This is a genomic window from Superficieibacter sp. (genome assembly GCF_032071645.1).
Classification (GTDB): Bacteria; Pseudomonadota; Gammaproteobacteria; order Enterobacterales; family Enterobacteriaceae; genus Superficieibacter.
Window position 1 is genome coordinate 62,950 of record NZ_DAMAPU010000018.1, and the last position, 15,675, is coordinate 78,624.

13 protein-coding genes are annotated in these 15,675 nt (G+C 51.9%); 12 read left to right on the forward strand and 1 reads right to left on the reverse strand.

Features of this window, described 5'->3' with window-relative positions; genetic code table 11:
- From prmA to RT197_RS20160, 5 genes are all read left to right on the forward strand, one after another.
- Positions 1 to 882, forward strand: a complete 882-nt coding sequence (gene prmA, locus RT197_RS20140) for a 50S ribosomal protein L11 methyltransferase (protein ID WP_312952958.1) — start codon at positions 1 to 3, stop codon at positions 880 to 882.
- Positions 883 to 1,240: 358 nt separating this feature from the next.
- Positions 1,241 to 2,206 carry a tRNA dihydrouridine synthase DusB gene (gene dusB / locus RT197_RS20145; RefSeq protein WP_312952959.1) on the forward strand — a complete coding sequence of 322 codons (966 nt, stop codon included), beginning with the start codon at positions 1,241 to 1,243 and terminating at the stop codon, positions 2,204 to 2,206.
- Between the two features lie 25 nt (positions 2,207 to 2,231).
- Entirely contained in the window at positions 2,232 to 2,528 is a 297-nt protein-coding gene (gene fis, locus RT197_RS20150; protein ID WP_000462905.1) for a DNA-binding transcriptional regulator Fis, read from the forward strand.
- 184 nt (positions 2,529 to 2,712) lie between these two features.
- Entirely contained in the window at positions 2,713 to 2,877 is a 165-nt protein-coding gene (locus RT197_RS20155; protein WP_312952964.1) for a DUF2556 family protein, read from the forward strand.
- Between the two features lie 144 nt (positions 2,878 to 3,021).
- Positions 3,022 to 5,088, forward strand: coding sequence for a putative bifunctional diguanylate cyclase/phosphodiesterase (locus RT197_RS20160; protein ID WP_312952974.1), 2,067 nt, complete (start codon positions 3,022 to 3,024; stop codon positions 5,086 to 5,088).
- 15 nt (positions 5,089 to 5,103) lie between these two features.
- On the opposite strand, the gene envR is transcribed toward RT197_RS20160, so the two are convergent.
- Positions 5,104 to 5,754 (reverse strand): acrEF/envCD operon transcriptional regulator, encoded by a 651-nt coding sequence (gene envR / locus RT197_RS20165; RefSeq protein ID WP_312952965.1) that lies wholly within the window; start codon positions 5,752 to 5,754, stop codon positions 5,104 to 5,106.
- Positions 5,755 to 6,110: 356 nt separating this feature from the next.
- Here envR and RT197_RS20170 point away from each other — a divergent pair, with 356 nt between their 5' ends.
- The 7 genes from RT197_RS20170 to RT197_RS20200 all read left to right on the forward strand — a co-directional run bounded on the left by RT197_RS20170 (position 6,111) and on the right by RT197_RS20200 (position 15,495).
- The gene (locus RT197_RS20170) at positions 6,111 to 7,241 is read left to right on the forward strand and encodes an efflux RND transporter periplasmic adaptor subunit (protein WP_312952966.1); all 1,131 of its coding nucleotides are present in this window, start codon (positions 6,111 to 6,113) and stop codon (positions 7,239 to 7,241) included.
- Positions 7,242 to 7,252: 11 nt separating this feature from the next.
- Entirely contained in the window at positions 7,253 to 10,366 is a 3,114-nt protein-coding gene (locus tag RT197_RS20175) for an efflux RND transporter permease subunit (RefSeq protein ID WP_312952967.1), read from the forward strand.
- A 271-nt stretch (positions 10,367 to 10,637) separates the two neighbouring features.
- Positions 10,638 to 10,859, forward strand: coding sequence for a lipoprotein (locus RT197_RS20180; RefSeq protein ID WP_312952968.1), 222 nt, complete (start codon positions 10,638 to 10,640; stop codon positions 10,857 to 10,859).
- A 480-nt stretch (positions 10,860 to 11,339) separates the two neighbouring features.
- Positions 11,340 to 12,365, forward strand: a complete 1,026-nt coding sequence (locus RT197_RS20185) for an amino acid ABC transporter substrate-binding protein (protein WP_312952969.1) — start codon at positions 11,340 to 11,342, stop codon at positions 12,363 to 12,365.
- A gap of 69 nt (positions 12,366 to 12,434) precedes the next feature.
- Entirely contained in the window at positions 12,435 to 13,616 is a 1,182-nt protein-coding gene (locus RT197_RS20190) for an amino acid ABC transporter permease (protein WP_312952970.1), read from the forward strand.
- A gap of 9 nt (positions 13,617 to 13,625) precedes the next feature.
- A complete protein-coding gene (locus RT197_RS20195; protein ID WP_312952971.1) occupies positions 13,626 to 14,729 on the forward strand; it encodes an amino acid ABC transporter permease in 1,104 nt (367 codons plus the stop codon).
- Positions 14,730 to 14,736: 7 nt separating this feature from the next.
- Positions 14,737 to 15,495: an amino acid ABC transporter ATP-binding protein gene (locus RT197_RS20200; RefSeq protein WP_312952973.1), complete on the forward strand. Its 759-nt coding sequence runs from the start codon at positions 14,737 to 14,739 to the stop codon at positions 15,493 to 15,495.
- Positions 15,496 to 15,675 lie beyond the last annotated feature (180 nt).

Genomic DNA, 15,675 nt, shown 5'->3' on the forward strand with positions numbered 1-15,675 from the left:
ATGCCGTGGATCCAACTAAAACTGAATACGACTGGCGCGAATGCCGAAGAGTTAAGCGATGCGCTGGTGGAAACCGGGGCGGTGTCCGTCACTTTTCAGGATACGCACGACACGCCGGTTTTTGAGCCTTTGCCGGGCGAAACCCGCCTGTGGGGCGACACCGACGTTATCGGCCTGTTTGATGCCGAAACTGAGATGAATGAAGTGGTAGCGATGCTGGAGCAGCATCCGTTGCTGGGCGCAGACTTTGCGCACAAAATCGAGCAGATCGAAGATAAAGACTGGGAGCGCGAGTGGATGGATAACTTCCACCCGATGCGTTTTGGCGAACGTTTGTGGATCTGCCCAAGCTGGCGCGATGTGCCGGATGAGAACGCGGTCAACGTGATGCTCGATCCGGGCCTTGCATTTGGCACCGGCACCCATCCGACAACGTCGCTGTGTCTGCAATGGCTGGATGGCCTCGACCTGAACGGCAAAACCGTCATCGATTTTGGCTGTGGCTCCGGTATCCTGGCAATTGCGGCGCTGAAGCTGGGTGCGGCAAAAGCGATCGGCATTGATATCGATCCGCAGGCAATCCAGGCCAGCCGTGATAACGCCGAGCGTAACGGCGTATCTGAGCGTCTGGAGCTGTATTTGCCGCAGGACCAGCCAGAAGCGATGAAAGCCGATGTGGTGGTCGCCAACATCCTCGCAGGCCCGTTACGCGAGCTGGCACCGTTAATCAGCGTGCTGCCTGTCCAGGGCGGTTTGCTGGGCCTTTCCGGCATTCTGGCAAGCCAGGCCGATAGCGTCTGTGAAGCCTATGCTGAGCTCTTTACTCTCGACCCGGTCGTAGAGAAAGAAGAGTGGTGTCGCATCACCGGGCGTAAAAACTAAACATCAGCGCGGCCTGCGGGCCGCCTTTTGATGGACAGTTTCGCCAGGGTATTATCCAAAAATGAGAGCAGGATCTCATTCAGGAATGCTTTTTTGCTCATAAAAACAGCTGATTATCCCGTCCGCGCGACGATTTCGGGCGGGAATATCGAGAAGTTTTACGAATTTATAATTGCATACAAAATAGTCTTTATTTTGCAATACGATGATATGTAAAGAGATTTACTGACCTCATCCTTTCCGGGCAGCGATTCATTGATCCAGGACAGGGGATTGGTTAAAGTTTGGCCTTTCATCTCGTGAAAAAAATGCGTAATATACGCCGCCTTGCAGTCACAGTATGGTCATTTCTTAACTCATGCGTATCGGACACCACCAGCTCAGGAATCGCCTGATCGCAGCACCAATGGCTGGCATTACCGACAGACCATTCAGGACGCTGTGTTATGAGATGGGAGCAGGTTTAACCGTTTCTGAGATGATGTCATCTAACCCGCAGGTCTGGGAAAGTGACAAGTCGCGTTTACGGATGGTCCATGTCGATGAACCAGGTATTCGCACCGTGCAAATTGCCGGAAGCGATCCTGAAGAAATGGCCGGAGCCGCACGTATTAACGTGGAAAGCGGTGCCCAGATTATTGATATCAATATGGGTTGCCCGGCTAAGAAGGTGAATCGTAAGCTTGCGGGTTCAGCCCTGCTGCAACACCCGGATCTGGTGAAGTCTATCCTGAGCCGGGTTGTGGAAGCGGTGGATGTGCCTGTCACGCTGAAGATCCGCACCGGATGGGCTCCTGAACATCGTAACTGCGTAGAGATTGCCCAACTGGCCGAAGACTGTGGCATTCAGGCTCTGACTATTCACGGACGCACCCGCGCCTGCTTGTTTAACGGAGACGCTGAATACGACAGCATTCGGATGGTTAAGCAGAAAGTTTCCATTCCGATCATCGCGAATGGTGACATTACTGACCCGCTAAAAGCCAGAGCTGTACTCGACTATACAGGGGCGGATGCCCTGATGATAGGCCGTGCAGCTCAGGGAAGACCCTGGATCTTTCGGGAAATCCAGCACTATCTGGACACTGGGGAGTTGCTGCCCCCCCTGCCTCTGGCAGAGGTTAAGCGCTTACTTTGCGCGCACGTTCGGGAACTGCATGACTTTTACGGTCACGCTAAAGGGTACCGAATCGCGCGTAAACACGTCTCCTGGTACCTTCAGGAGCACGCGCCAGATGACCAGTTTCGGCGCACATTCAACGCCATAGATGATGCCAGCGAACAGCTGGAGGCGTTGGAGGCATACTTCGAAAATTTTGCGTAAACAGAAATAAAGAGCTGACAGAACTATGTTCGAACAACGCGTAAATTCTGACGTACTGACCGTTTCTACCGTTAACTCTCAGGATCAGGTAACTCAAAAACCCCTGCGTGACTCGGTTAAACAGGCACTGAAGAACTATTTTGCTCAACTGAATGGTCAGGATGTTAATGACCTGTATGAGCTGGTACTGGCTGAAGTAGAACAGCCCCTGTTGGACATGGTGATGCAATACACCCGTGGCAACCAGACCCGTGCTGCCCTGATGATGGGCATCAACCGTGGCACGCTGCGTAAAAAATTGAAAAAATACGGCATGAACTGATACTAGTCAGTTAAGTGTTTGTTTTAAAAGGCGCTCTTCGGCATGGGGAAGCGCCTTTTTTATTATCCCTGCCAGGCTAAAATCCGCCTTATCTGTGGCATAAGTAAAGACTTACTCTCCCTCTTTTTCTGCGGATAATTTCGTGTATATTGCCTGCATCTCACCGTGATCGCAGGAAGACAAAATGGTTCGTAAATATGGCTGGCTGATAATTTTTGCCATTTTTGTCTTCATTTTTGACGCGCTGATCGTGCAGTGGATCGAGTGGTTTATCACGGAAGCCGATAAGTGCCGGAATATGGATTCCGTTAATCCTCTGAAACTGGTGAACTGTAGCGAGCTACCGTGAAGAATGGCGCAAATCTGCTGGCGTTTTCCGCATTAAACGCACGGATTTAAATCCCTTTGCGCCGTCTTCAGAGAATGGTAATGTCTCTGCCCCCTCAAGACAGGTGTTGCCTGAACGTTCCACTGCGGATGAGTTTAAGACATGATGCCGGTTAGCCATTACGACCAAATCCTCGTTGTTGTTTCCTTTATCGTTGCCATCCTGGCGTCTTATACCGCGCTTAATATGGCGGGACGAGTGTCGGTCAGCTCCGGCAAGGCAGCGCGTGTCTGGCTTATTGGCGGTGGCTTTGCGATGGGCACCGGCATCTGGGCGATGCATTTTATCGGTATGCTGGCGATGGAACTCGCGATGAGCCAGCGCTACGATCCCTTCCTTACCGCGATTTCCATGGCGGTGGCGATTGGCTCTTCTTTATTTGCACTCTGGCTGGTCAGCGCCGAACGCCTGCGTTTACGCCGCCTGCTGCCCGGTTCGCTGGTGCTGGGCACCGGCATTGTCTCCATGCACTATATCGGCATGGCCGCATTGCAGGTTTCCGTACCTGTCATCTGGGACTTCTTCTGGGTGGGCGTGTCGATAGTGATTGCGATGCTGGCTTCTCTCGCCGCACTGTGGCTGACGTTTCGCCTGCGTCAGGAAGCCGCGCAGGTGGCGGTAATGCGCGCCGGGGCCGCGCTGCTGATGGGCGTGGCGATTGCCGGAATGCATTATACCGGCATGATGGCGGCGCATTTTACCGCCCACGCTCACGCGCTGGATCAGGGCATGAATGGTAGCTGGCTCGCCGTGCTGGTGAGCGTTATGGCGCTGTCTATTCTGGCTATCACGCTCGTGGTGTCCATGCTGGATGCGCGGCTTCAGGCCCGAACGTCATTGCTCGCATCCTCACTGGCGCAGGCAAATCGTGAACTGGCTGAAATGGCGCTGCACGATACTCTGACCCGCCTGCCCAACCGGGTATTGCTTCAGGATCGTCTCGAACAGGCGATTAGCAAAGCAAAGCGGGAAGGGTCGTCGTTTGCCCTGATGTTTATGGATCTCGACGGTTTCAAAAACGTCAATGATGGCTACGGGCATGATACCGGCGACAAATTACTGGTCGCCGTTACCGCTCGCCTTAGCGGAATACTAAAAGGGCAATATACGCTGGCGCGGATTGGCGGCGATGAGTTTGTCCTTCTTGCAGAAAGTAAAACGCCTGAAGAAGCGGCCTCGCTGGCCAGCGCGTTGGTTAGCGTCATCGACCGCCCTTTTGTTCTCGATCCTTATGAAATTATGGTCACGCTCAGCGTGGGCATTACGCTTTATCCGTGGGATGGCAAGGATGAGCGCGAACTGATGTTTAACGCCGATGCCGCGATGTATCACACCAAACATATGGGCCGTAACGGTTATCATTTTTTCCAGCCATCGATGAATCAACTGGCGCAGACGCAGTTGCAGTTGATGAACGATCTCTGGCAGGCAATGGATCGCCGTGAACTGATGCTGCACTACCAGCCTAAATTTCAGGCGCCTTCGGGGCCGATTGTCGGCTTTGAAGCGCTGCTACGCTGGCAGCATCCGAAGCAGGGTCTGCTGACGCCGGAAATTTTTCTGCCGCTGGCGGAAAAGACCGGGCTGATTGTCCCCATCGGCAACTGGGTGATTGACGAAGCCTGCCGACAGCTAAGCGAATGGCATTCTCAGGGGCATACTGACTGGTCGGTAGCGGTCAATCTTTCGTCACTACAGTTTGAACAGACGTCGCTGATCGAGACGGTGATGAATAGCCTCGAACGCCATGCGATCCCGCCAGGCAAGCTCATCCTCGAAGTGACCGAAACCACGGCAATGGGTAACCCGGATGAAAGCGTGCGAATTCTGACTGAACTGACAACGCTGGGCGTTAAGGCGTCGATTGATGATTTCGGAACGGGTTACTCCAGCCTGCTTTATCTGAAGCGACTTCCTGCCTGCGAACTGAAGATTGATAAGGCGTTCGTGAGTGAACTTAGCGGTGAAGGCGAGGACGTCACTATTGTCTCGGCTATCGTCGCGCTGGCGAAGACGTTAAACCTTAAAGTGGTTGCGGAAGGCGTTGAGACGGAAATGCAGCAGCGGTTCCTGACTGAACTGGGATGCAATACGTTGCAGGGGTATCTGCTGGGCAAGCCGATCAGCCCCGACGCCGTGGCGGCGTTTAGCGCAGGCCATCAACAAAGTTAACCGGTCGCCTGTTTGTCAGCAGGCGATAGCGTCTTTCGGTATTGCGGCTTCTTTTTTCGCCGTTAATGCCATCATGATATTATCCACCAGCTCTGGCGCATTTTGATAAAGGTCGAAACCTTCTGGATGCATTAACCAGTTCTTAATCACGCCGCTAATAAAACCATGGAGCATAATTAACATAACGTTAATATTTGTGCCGGAAGATAAACGCCCTTTCGCCTGGCATTCCTGTAAAACCTGTCGCACGTATTCATGATTAAAACCGATTTTTTGGCGAATTTCTTGTTCAGATGTCATGTCATCGCTGAATTCACAGCGGTGATACAAAATCTGCAACAGCGCCCGTAAACGGCTATCCGCTGCGATATATTGCAATGTTGTCACAAATTGATTGCGTAAATGAATAAGCGGATCGGGATGAATATTATCCTGCATCTGATAACAAACGATCTCTTTTAGCGGTGCCTGCTGTTCCCAGATAGCGTTAAAAATATCGGTTTTGCTGGAAAAGTGCCAGTATACCGCGCCGCGTGTCACGCCTGCGGCGTCGGCGATGTCTGTCAGCGTGGTCTTCGCAACGCCGTTCTGGGCGAACTGCAGGATGGCCGCTTCAATCAACATCTGCCGTGTTTTAAGCGCCTCTGCTTTCGTTTTCCTTGCCATAGGATGCGGTTCTCATCACCAATAGTGATATTGAGTGGTACAATAATATTACACTTGATACACGAACTTATATTATCTGTGATAAATAAAATAATGTTTACACAAAAAAAGGGAATAATTTATATTTACTGCGAATGCATTACTTAATTACATTCACACCATGAATTATATGGCTGATATTTAATCGTCATCGTTTTGCATGAGTTTTGCCTTTATGTGCCCTGCGCATCCTTAATAAATAACTATCCCTTACATCCAACGATGATTATTTGTAGGATACCCACTTGCTTTTTTATTACTTCTTTTCTTTCACTGATTTTCGGCGAATTCGGGTTTTCGGTTTTTAAGGAACAGCAATGACGATCTATGCAAGGACTACCCTCCTTTCCAGTTTAATTCTTTCTGCCCTGCTGCTTTCAGGGTGTGATGATAAAGAAAAAACACCGCCACAGTTACCGACTCCGCAGGTCACCGTTCATGTTGTGAAAAGCGCCCCTCTGACAGTGACCACTGAACTACCCGGCCGCACTTCCGCGTTTCGTATCGCCGAAGTCCGTCCGCAGGTGAATGGCATTATTCTGTCGCGTAATTTTACTGAAGGCAGCGATGTTAAAGGCGGGCAGTCGCTGTACCAGATCGATCCGGCAACATATCAGGTGGCCTGGGACAGCGCGAAAAGCGATCTCGCAAAAAGTGAAGCAGCGGCAAATATCGCCCACCTGACGGTAAAACGCTATGTTCCGCTACTGGGAACCCAATACATCAGCCAGCAGGATTACGATCAGGCGGTCGCGAATGCGCGTCAGGCCGACGCCAGCGTGCTGGCATCGAAAGCTGCCGTTGAGACCGCCCGCATTAACCTCGCTTATACCAAAGTGATTTCACCGATCAGCGGTCGCATTGGTAAATCGTTCGTAACTGAAGGGGCGCTGGTGACTAGCGGCCAGGCCAACGCGCTGGCGACCGTTCAGCAGCTCGATCCGATTTATGTGGATGTCACACAGTCCAGCGCCGATTTTATGCGTCTTAAGCAGGCCAGCCTGCAAAAAGGCAGCCAGACCAGCAACGTTGAACTGGTTATGGAAAACGGTCAGCCCTACGCAGAGAAAGGCACGCTCCAGTTCTCTGACGTAACGGTTGATGAAAATACCGGTTCCATTACCCTGCGCGCGGTTTTCCCCAATCCACAGCACCAGTTACTGCCGGGCATGTTCGTTCGCGCTCGTATTGATCAGGGCGTGCAGCCTGACGCCATTCTCGTTCCCCAGCAGGGCGTGACCCGTACACCGCGCGGCGATGCCACGGTCATGGTCGTTACCGCTGAAAATAAAGTTGAGTTGCGTAATGTCGTCGCCCCGCAGGCAATGGGCGATAAGTGGCTGATTAGCAGCGGATTGCAGGAAGGCGACAAGGTTATTGTCAGCGGGTTACAGAAAGTCTCCCCCGGTGCCACCGTCCACGCCACGATCGCTCAACCTGCGCAATAAGGTGACAACGAATGGCTAACTTTTTTATCAGACGACCGATTTTCGCATGGGTTCTGGCTATCATTTTGATGATGGCAGGGGCGATGGCGATTTTACAAATGCCCGTCGCACAGTATCCGACCATTGCACCGCCTGCCGTTTCCGTCTCCGCCACCTATCCGGGAGCAGATGCGCAGACGGTTCAGGATACCGTCACTCAGGTTATCGAACAGAATATGAACGGTATTGATAACCTGATGTATATGTCCTCCACCAGCGACTCCGCCGGGGGCGTGACTATCACCCTGACCTTTAATTCGGGTACTAACCCGGATATTGCGCAGGTTCAGGTTCAGAATAAACTCCAGCTCGCCATGCCGTTGCTGCCGCAGGAAGTACAACAGCAGGGGATTTCAGTTAAAAAATCCACCAGTAGCTTCCTGATGGTGGCCGGTTTCATTTCTGACAATCCGAGCGTCACCCAGGAGGATATTGCCGATTATGTAGCGTCGAATCTTAAAGATCCGATTAGCCGCCTGAATGGTATCGGGGATGTCCAGCTGTTCGGTGCCCAGTATGCGATGCGTATCTGGCTGGATGCGAACCTGCTGAATAAATACCAGCTTACGCCGATTGATATCATTAACCAGTTGAGAGTACAGAACGACCAGGTGGCCGCCGGTCAGCTTGGTGGCGCGCCTGCAGTGAAAGGCCAGCAACTCAACGCCTCCATCATTGCCCAAACGCGGCTTAAAGATCCTGAGGAATTCGGCAACGTCACGCTGCGAGTCAATGCCGACGGCTCAATCGTCCATTTAAAAGACGTCGCGCGCATCGAACTGGGCGGCGAAAACTACAATACCGTCGCCCGAATCAACGGACGCCCCGCTACGGGTCTTGGGATCAAGCTCGCCACCGGCGCGAACGCGCTGGATGCTGCGAAATCCGTGAAAAGCAAGCTGACCGAACTCGCCCCCTTCTTCCCGCATGGGGTACGGACGGTTTATCCTTACGACACCTCGCCATTCGTGCAGATTTCAATTAACGAAGTGGTGAAAACGCTATTCGAAGCCATCGTGCTGGTATTCCTGGTAATGTACCTGTTCCTGCAAAATATTCGTGCAACGTTGATCCCAACGATTGCCGTACCGGTGGTTTTGCTGGGAACATTTGCCATTCTGCAGGCGTTCGGTTTCACGATAAATACCCTAACCATGTTCGGGATGGTGCTGGCGATAGGGCTGCTGGTGGATGATGCCATTGTGGTCGTTGAGAACGTTGAGCGCGTCATGCACGAGGACCATCTGCCGCCCAGAGAGGCGACGGAAAAATCCATGAAGCAGGTCCAGGGCGCGCTGGTGGGTATTGCGATGGTGCTGTCCGCTGTGTTCGTCCCGATGGCGTTCTCTGGCGGCTCAACCGGTGCGATCTACCGCCAGTTCTCGATTACCATTGTGTCAGCGATGGCACTCTCGGTACTGGTCGCAATGATCCTCACTCCCGCGCTGTGTGCCACGCTGCTTAAACCCGCCTCCCCGGAAAAACACATTGCTAAGGGCGGTTTCTTTGGCTGGTTTAATAACCTGTTTGACAGTAGCGTAAACCACTACACCAATAGCGTAGGCGGGCTTATTCGCAAAACAGGGCGCTATCTGGTTATCTTCCTGGCCATCACCGTTGGTATGGCCGTGATGTTTATCCGTCTGCCCACGTCCTTCCTGCCAAATGAAGATCAGGGCGTATTTCTGACGATGGTCCAACTACCTGCTGGTGCAACCCAGGAGCGCACCCAACAGGTTATGGATAAGATAACCCAATACTACCTCAATGATGAGAAAGCGAACGTTGAGAGCGTATTTACCGTTAACGGCTTTAGCTTCAGCGGCCAGGGGCAAAACGCCGGTATGGCGTTTATCAGTCTTAAGCCGTGGGAAAAGCGAGAAGGTAAAGAGAATAGCGCAGCAGCGATCATTAGCCGCGCAATGGGTGCGCTTAGCCAAATCCGCGACGCCAGGGTTATCCCGTTCAATATGCCAGCCATCTCTGAACTGGGAACGGGTACCGGCTTTGACTTCGAACTTATCGATCAGGCGGGTCTCGGTCACAATGCACTGACGCAGGCGCGTAACCAGCTCCTTGGCATGGCGATGCAGCATCGTGATACGCTGATCAATATGCGGCCTAATGGTCTTGAGGATACACCGCAATTTAAGCTGGATGTCGATCAGGAAAAAGCGCAGGCGCTTGGCGTATCGCTTTCCGATATTAACCAAACGGTCTCCTCGGCGCTGGGTGGAAGCTACGTGAATGACTTTATTGACCGTGGTCGCGTGAAAAAAGTGTATGTCCAGGCTGACGCGCAGTTCCGCATGCTGCCGGAAGATATCAACAACCTGTACGTGCGTAGCGCCAGTAATCAGATGGTACCCTTCTCCGCCTTTAGCTCGGCACACTGGAGCTATGGTTCACCGCGTCTGGAACGGTTCAACGGCCTGCCTGCGATGGAAATCGTCGGTGAGCCAGGACCAGGCAAAAGTTCAGGTGATGCGATGGCGTTAATGGAAAGCCTCGCCGCACAGCTGCCTGCCGGTATCGGCTATGACTGGACGGGTCTGTCTTACCAGGAGCGTTTATCCGGGGATCAGGCTCCGGCGCTGATCGCGCTTTCGATGCTGGTGGTGTTTCTGTGTCTGGCCGCGCTCTATGAAAGCTGGTCGGTGCCGTTCTCGGTCATGATGGTCGTGCCGCTGGGGATTATCGGTGTGCTGCTGGCGGCAACGCTGTTTGGCTTAAGCAATGACGTTTATTTCAAGGTTGGGTTGCTGACGACCATCGGTCTTTCTGCCAAAAACGCCATTTTGATTGTCGAATTTGCTAAGGATCTGATGGAAAAAGAAGGTAAGGGACTGATTGAGGCCACGCTTGAATCTGCCCGTATGCGTCTGCGACCTATTCTGATGACCTCGCTGGCCTTTATTCTTGGCGTGTTCCCACTGGCAAAAAGCAGCGGCGCGGGTAGCGGCGCGCAAAATGCGGTGGGCATCGGTGTGATGGGCGGTATGTTCTCAGCAACGATACTGGCCATTTTCTTTGTCCCCGTATTCTTTGTTGTGATAAAGGGATGGACTATCCGCCGCGTTAAATAATAAAAACAGACAAAGGTGCCGATGGCACCTTTGTTTTAAAAGGATTATATTTCCCGCTTAATCAACGCGTTAATTTCTTACTACGATTACCCACTTCATTATTTCTCCATACTCACCCGCTTTCGCCTTGATTCCCTCCATAATATTTACACAGCAAATAATTTGAGAGTATTTCACCTGTTACGGTATTTGCGCTGTCTGGTAAGATATCTCTAATGCCCGATGCCATGCTTTTCCGGCGCTGAACGAGGCTTTCTTTAGAGGTAACACCATGAAAAAATTTATTTCTGTTGCACTGCTGGCAACCTTTCTTGCGGGTTGTGCTCATGATTCACCGTGCGTACCGGTCTATGACGATCAGGGTCGCCTGGTGCATACCAATACCTGCATGAAAGGGACCACTCAGGATAACTGGGAAACCGCTGGGGCTGTCGCAGGTGGAGCCGCCGCGCTGGCTGGCCTGACGCTGGGGATTGTGGCACTGACCAAATAAGTTTTCTTCCAGCGCGGCTCCCCGCCGCGCTGTTGCTTTAAAAGAGTGCAGTGCGTCGAAACGAATGCATTTCCACCGCTCAAGTTTTAATGCTTTTTCATCCCAAATTTTAATTATTTGCCGCCAAAAAGTTTTATACCCTTCACCATAGCGCAAATTCCTGTGACTCTCCTCACAGCGGCCTGCCATTTAATAGTAAAGTAATATTCACTCCCTGAATCACCTTATCTCTGCCTCTCATTTATAGAAAATTTTTGCTCCAGTTTGTGGCGCAGGTTTTATTTTTGCACCAGACCAGGGCGATAAATCTTATTTTTCCCTTCTACACTCTGCGTGATGCGTCCGCAAAAGGGTAATTCTCCCGCGCGCAAAACTGGCACTACCTTTGCTTTAAAGAGTATGGCCACAGCCACAGACAGGTTTAAGGCGTTATCCCCCACGCCTCTATATAACGATAAATTTCGCCACACAGGATGCTTTATGAAAAAGATGATGTTAGCCAGCCTGGTTGCTGCCAGCACGCTCCTTGCCGTTACCAGTCAGGCCCATGCAGGCGCGACTTTTGACGCTGTGAAAAAGAAGGGTTTTGTTCAGTGCGGTATTAGCGATGGGTTACCTGGATTCTCCTACGCAGATGCCAACGGTAAATTTACCGGCATTGATGTGGATATTTGTCGTGGAGTGGCAGCTGCCCTTTTTGGTGATGACAGCAAAGTGAAATACACCCCGCTTACCGCGAAAGAACGTTTTACCGCTCTGCAATCGGGTGAAGTCGATATGTTATCGCGTAATACGACCTGGACTTCGTCACGCGACGCAGGAATGGGGATGGCGTTCACTGGCGTAACCTATTACGACGGTATCGGCTTCCTGACCCACAATAAAGCCGGACTGAAAAGCGCAAAAGAGCTGGATGGTGCCACCGTCTGTATTCAGGCCGGTACGGATACCGAACTGAACGTGGCGGATTATTTTAAATCCAACAATATGAAATATACCCCGGTGACATTTGACCGTTCTGATGAATCGGCTAAAGCACTCGAATCTGGCCGCTGCGATACGCTGGCTTCCGACCAGTCGCAGCTGTACGCCCTGCGCATCAAGCTGAGTAACCCGGCAGAGTGGATTGTGTTACCGGAAGTTATTTCGAAAGAGCCGCTGGGCCCGGTAGTGCGTCGCGGTGATGATGAGTGGTTCTCCGTTGTTCGCTGGACGCTGTTTGCCATGCTGAACGCTGAAGAAATGGGCATCACTTCGAAAAATGTCGACGAAAAAGCGGCTAACCCTGCCACCCCGGATATGGCTCATCTGCTGGGCAAAGAAGGCGATTACGGCAAGGATCTGAAACTGGATAACAAGTGGGCCTATAACATCATCAAGAAAGTCGGCAACTATGCCGAAGTGTTCGAACGTAATGTGGGGTCGGAAAGCCCGCTGAAAATTAAACGCGGTCAGAATAATCTCTGGAACAACGGCGGCATTCAGTACGCTCCGCCGGTACGTTAATACAGTGCGATGTAACGGGCACCGTTTCGGCGGTGCCCAGCCCAGAGTCATGGTAACAGAGGTTTATTTATGTCCCATCGCCGCCCAGCCGTAAAAGGATCGTGGTCCTTTTCTAACCCTGCGGTTCGTGCCTGGCTGTTTCAAATTATCGCGATTGTGGTGGTCATTAGCGTCGCGATTTATTTGATTCATAACACTATTACTAACCTGAATAATCGCGGTATTACGTCTGGTTTTGCGTTTCTCGATCGCAGCGCCGGATTTGGTATCGTGCAACATCTTATTGATTACGAGCAGGGCGATACTTACGGACGCGTATTTCTTGTCGGGTTATATAACACTCTGCTGGTTTCTGCGCTCTGTATCGTCTTCGCCTCTTTTTTAGGTTTTTTTCTCGGCCTTGCCCGTCTGTCCGATAACTGGTTGTTGCGTAAAATCTCAACGGTGTATATCGAGACGTTCCGTAATATTCCGCCGCTGCTGCAAATTTTCTTCTGGTACTTTGCCGTGCTGCGTAATCTGCCGGGGCCACGTCAGGCGGTGAATGCGTTTGAACTGGTTTTTCTGAGCAATCGCGGATTATATATTCCGTCTCCGCAGATGGGGGAAGGCCTGGCAGCATTTGTTATTGCACTCCTGCTGGCGGCTTTACTTTCAACAGGTCTTTACCGCTATAACAAAGCCCATCAGATAAAGACCGGGCAGCTTCGCCGCTCATGGCCTTATATGCTGGCACTGTTTATTCTCCTGCCTATGATGGCGCACTGGGCTTTCGGCGCTGCGTTGCACTGGGATATTCCACAATTGCGCGGATTTAACTTTCGCGGCGGCATGGTGCTGATCCCGGAACTGGCAGCACTGACGCTGGCGTTGTCGGTTTATACCTCTGCGTTTATTGCTGAAATTATTCGCGCCGGGATCCAGGCCGTTCCGCATGGTCAGCACGAAGCGGCACGCTCGCTGGGGCTGCCAAATCCGGTCACGCTGCGGCAGGTGATTATTCCGCAGGCGCTGCGGGTCATTATTCCTCCGCTCACCAGTCAGTATCTGAATATCGTTAAAAACTCCTCGCTGGCAGCGGCGATTGGTTATCCCGATATGGTTTCGCTGTTTGCCGGGACGGTGCTTAATCAGACCGGGCAGGCCATTGAAACCATTGCTATTACGATGTCGGTATATCTGATCATTAGCCTCATCATCTCGCTGCTGATGAATATTTATAACCGTCGCATTGCGCTTATTGAGCGTTAAGGATCGAGGATGACTAAAACACTTCTCTCTCATCCCCCGCGCCCGACAAATGCGCGCGCAGGACGATTATTGCTCTGGATGCGGAAAAACCTGTTTTCCAGCTGGTCAAATAGCTTGCTGACTATTGTCTGTCTCTGGCTAATGTGGGAGCTCATTCCTCCGCTGCTGAATTGGGCATTTTTGCAGGCTAACTGGGTGGGATCAACCCGCGCGGACTGTACCAAAACAGGCGCATGTTGGGTGTTTATTCATCAGCGCTTCGGCCAGTTTATGTACGGGCTTTATCCGCACGATCAGCGCTGGCGTATTAATCTGGCGCTGGTTATCGGGTTGCTGTCGATTGTGCCGATGTTCTGGAAAGCCATGCCGCAGCGCGGGCGTTACCTTGCCTGCTGGGCGGTCGCGTATCCTGTTGTCGTCTGGTTCCTGCTTTATGGTGGCTTCTTTGGACTGGAGCGCGTGGAAACGCGTCAGTGGGGCGGGTTAACGCTGACATTGATCATCGCGTCCGTCGGCATTGCTGGCGCTTTACCGTTGGGTATTTTGCTGGCCCTGGGACGGCGCTCCACGATGCCGGTAGTGCGTATTCTGTCGATTATGTTTATTGAGTTCTGGCGGGGTGTGCCGCTTATCACCGTGCTGTTTATGTCTTCGGTGATGCTGCCACTGTTTATGTCGGAAGGAACCAGTATCGATAAGCTGATCCGCGCGCTGGTTGGGGTGATCCTCTTCCAGTCTGCTTATGTCGCGGAAGTGGTTCGCGGCGGTTTGCAGGCGCTGCCAAAGGGGCAATATGAAGCCGCGGAATCACTGGCGCTTGGCTACTGGAAAACGCAGGGGCTGGTTATCCTGCCACAGGCGCTGAAGCTGGTCATTCCGGGGCTGGTAAATACCATTATCGCGCTGTTTAAGGATACCAGTCTGGTGATCATCATCGGCCTGTTCGATCTCTTCAGCAGCGTGCAGCAAGCAACGGTGGATCCGGCGTGGCTGGGGATGTCGACCGAGGGCTATGTTTTTGCCGCACTGATCTACTGGATCTTTTGTTTCAGCATGTCGCGCTATAGCCAGCATCTGGAAAAGCGCTTTAACACCGGGCGTACACCGCACTGAGGATTTTATGAGTCAAATAACAATGCAACCTGCCGACGCGATGATTACGCTCGATAACGTTAATAAATGGTACGGTCAGTTTCACGTGCTGAAAGATATCAACCTGAAGGTCAAACAGGGAGAACGTATTGTCCTGTGTGGGCCTTCAGGCTCGGGAAAATCGACCACCATACGCTGTATTAATCATCTGGAAGAACATCAGCAGGGAAGAATTGTGGTCGATGGAATAGAGCTTAATGACGATATCCGTAATATTGAAAAGGTACGTCAGGAAGTAGGTATGGTATTCCAGCACTTCAATCTGTTCCCACATCTGACCGTGCTACAGAACTGTACACTGGCACCAATTTGGGTACGTAAAATCCCGAAAAAAGAGGCCGAAGCGCTGGCGATGCATTATCTGGAGCGCGTGCGTATCGCGGAACATGCGCATAAGTTTCCGGGGCAAATTTCCGGTGGCCAGCAGCAGCGCGTAGCGATCGCGCGTTCACTATGTATGAAGCCAAAGATTATGCTGTTTGATGAACCCACGTCGGCGCTCGATCCAGAAATGGTGAAGGAAGTTCTCGATACCATGATTGGCCTGGCACAATCGGGCATGACGATGCTATGCGTAACGCATGAAATGGGTTTTGCGCGTACCGTAGCGGACCGGGTGATATTTATGGATCGTGGAGAAATAGTTGAGCAGGCCGCTCCCGATGAGTTTTTTGCCCGACCTAAATCAGAGCGTACAAGAGCGTTTTTATCGCAGGTTATTCATTAATTTTGATGCTCTGGCGGAGGTGAAAGGGACTTCACCTGCCGATAATAATCTTTCAGTCGGCTTTTTCACCGCTCTGTAAAAGCAAAAAACCCCGGTCTAAAAGACCGGGGTTTCTTATTTGATGTCTGGCAGTTCCCTACTCTCGCATGGGGAGACCCCACACTACCATCGGCGCTACGG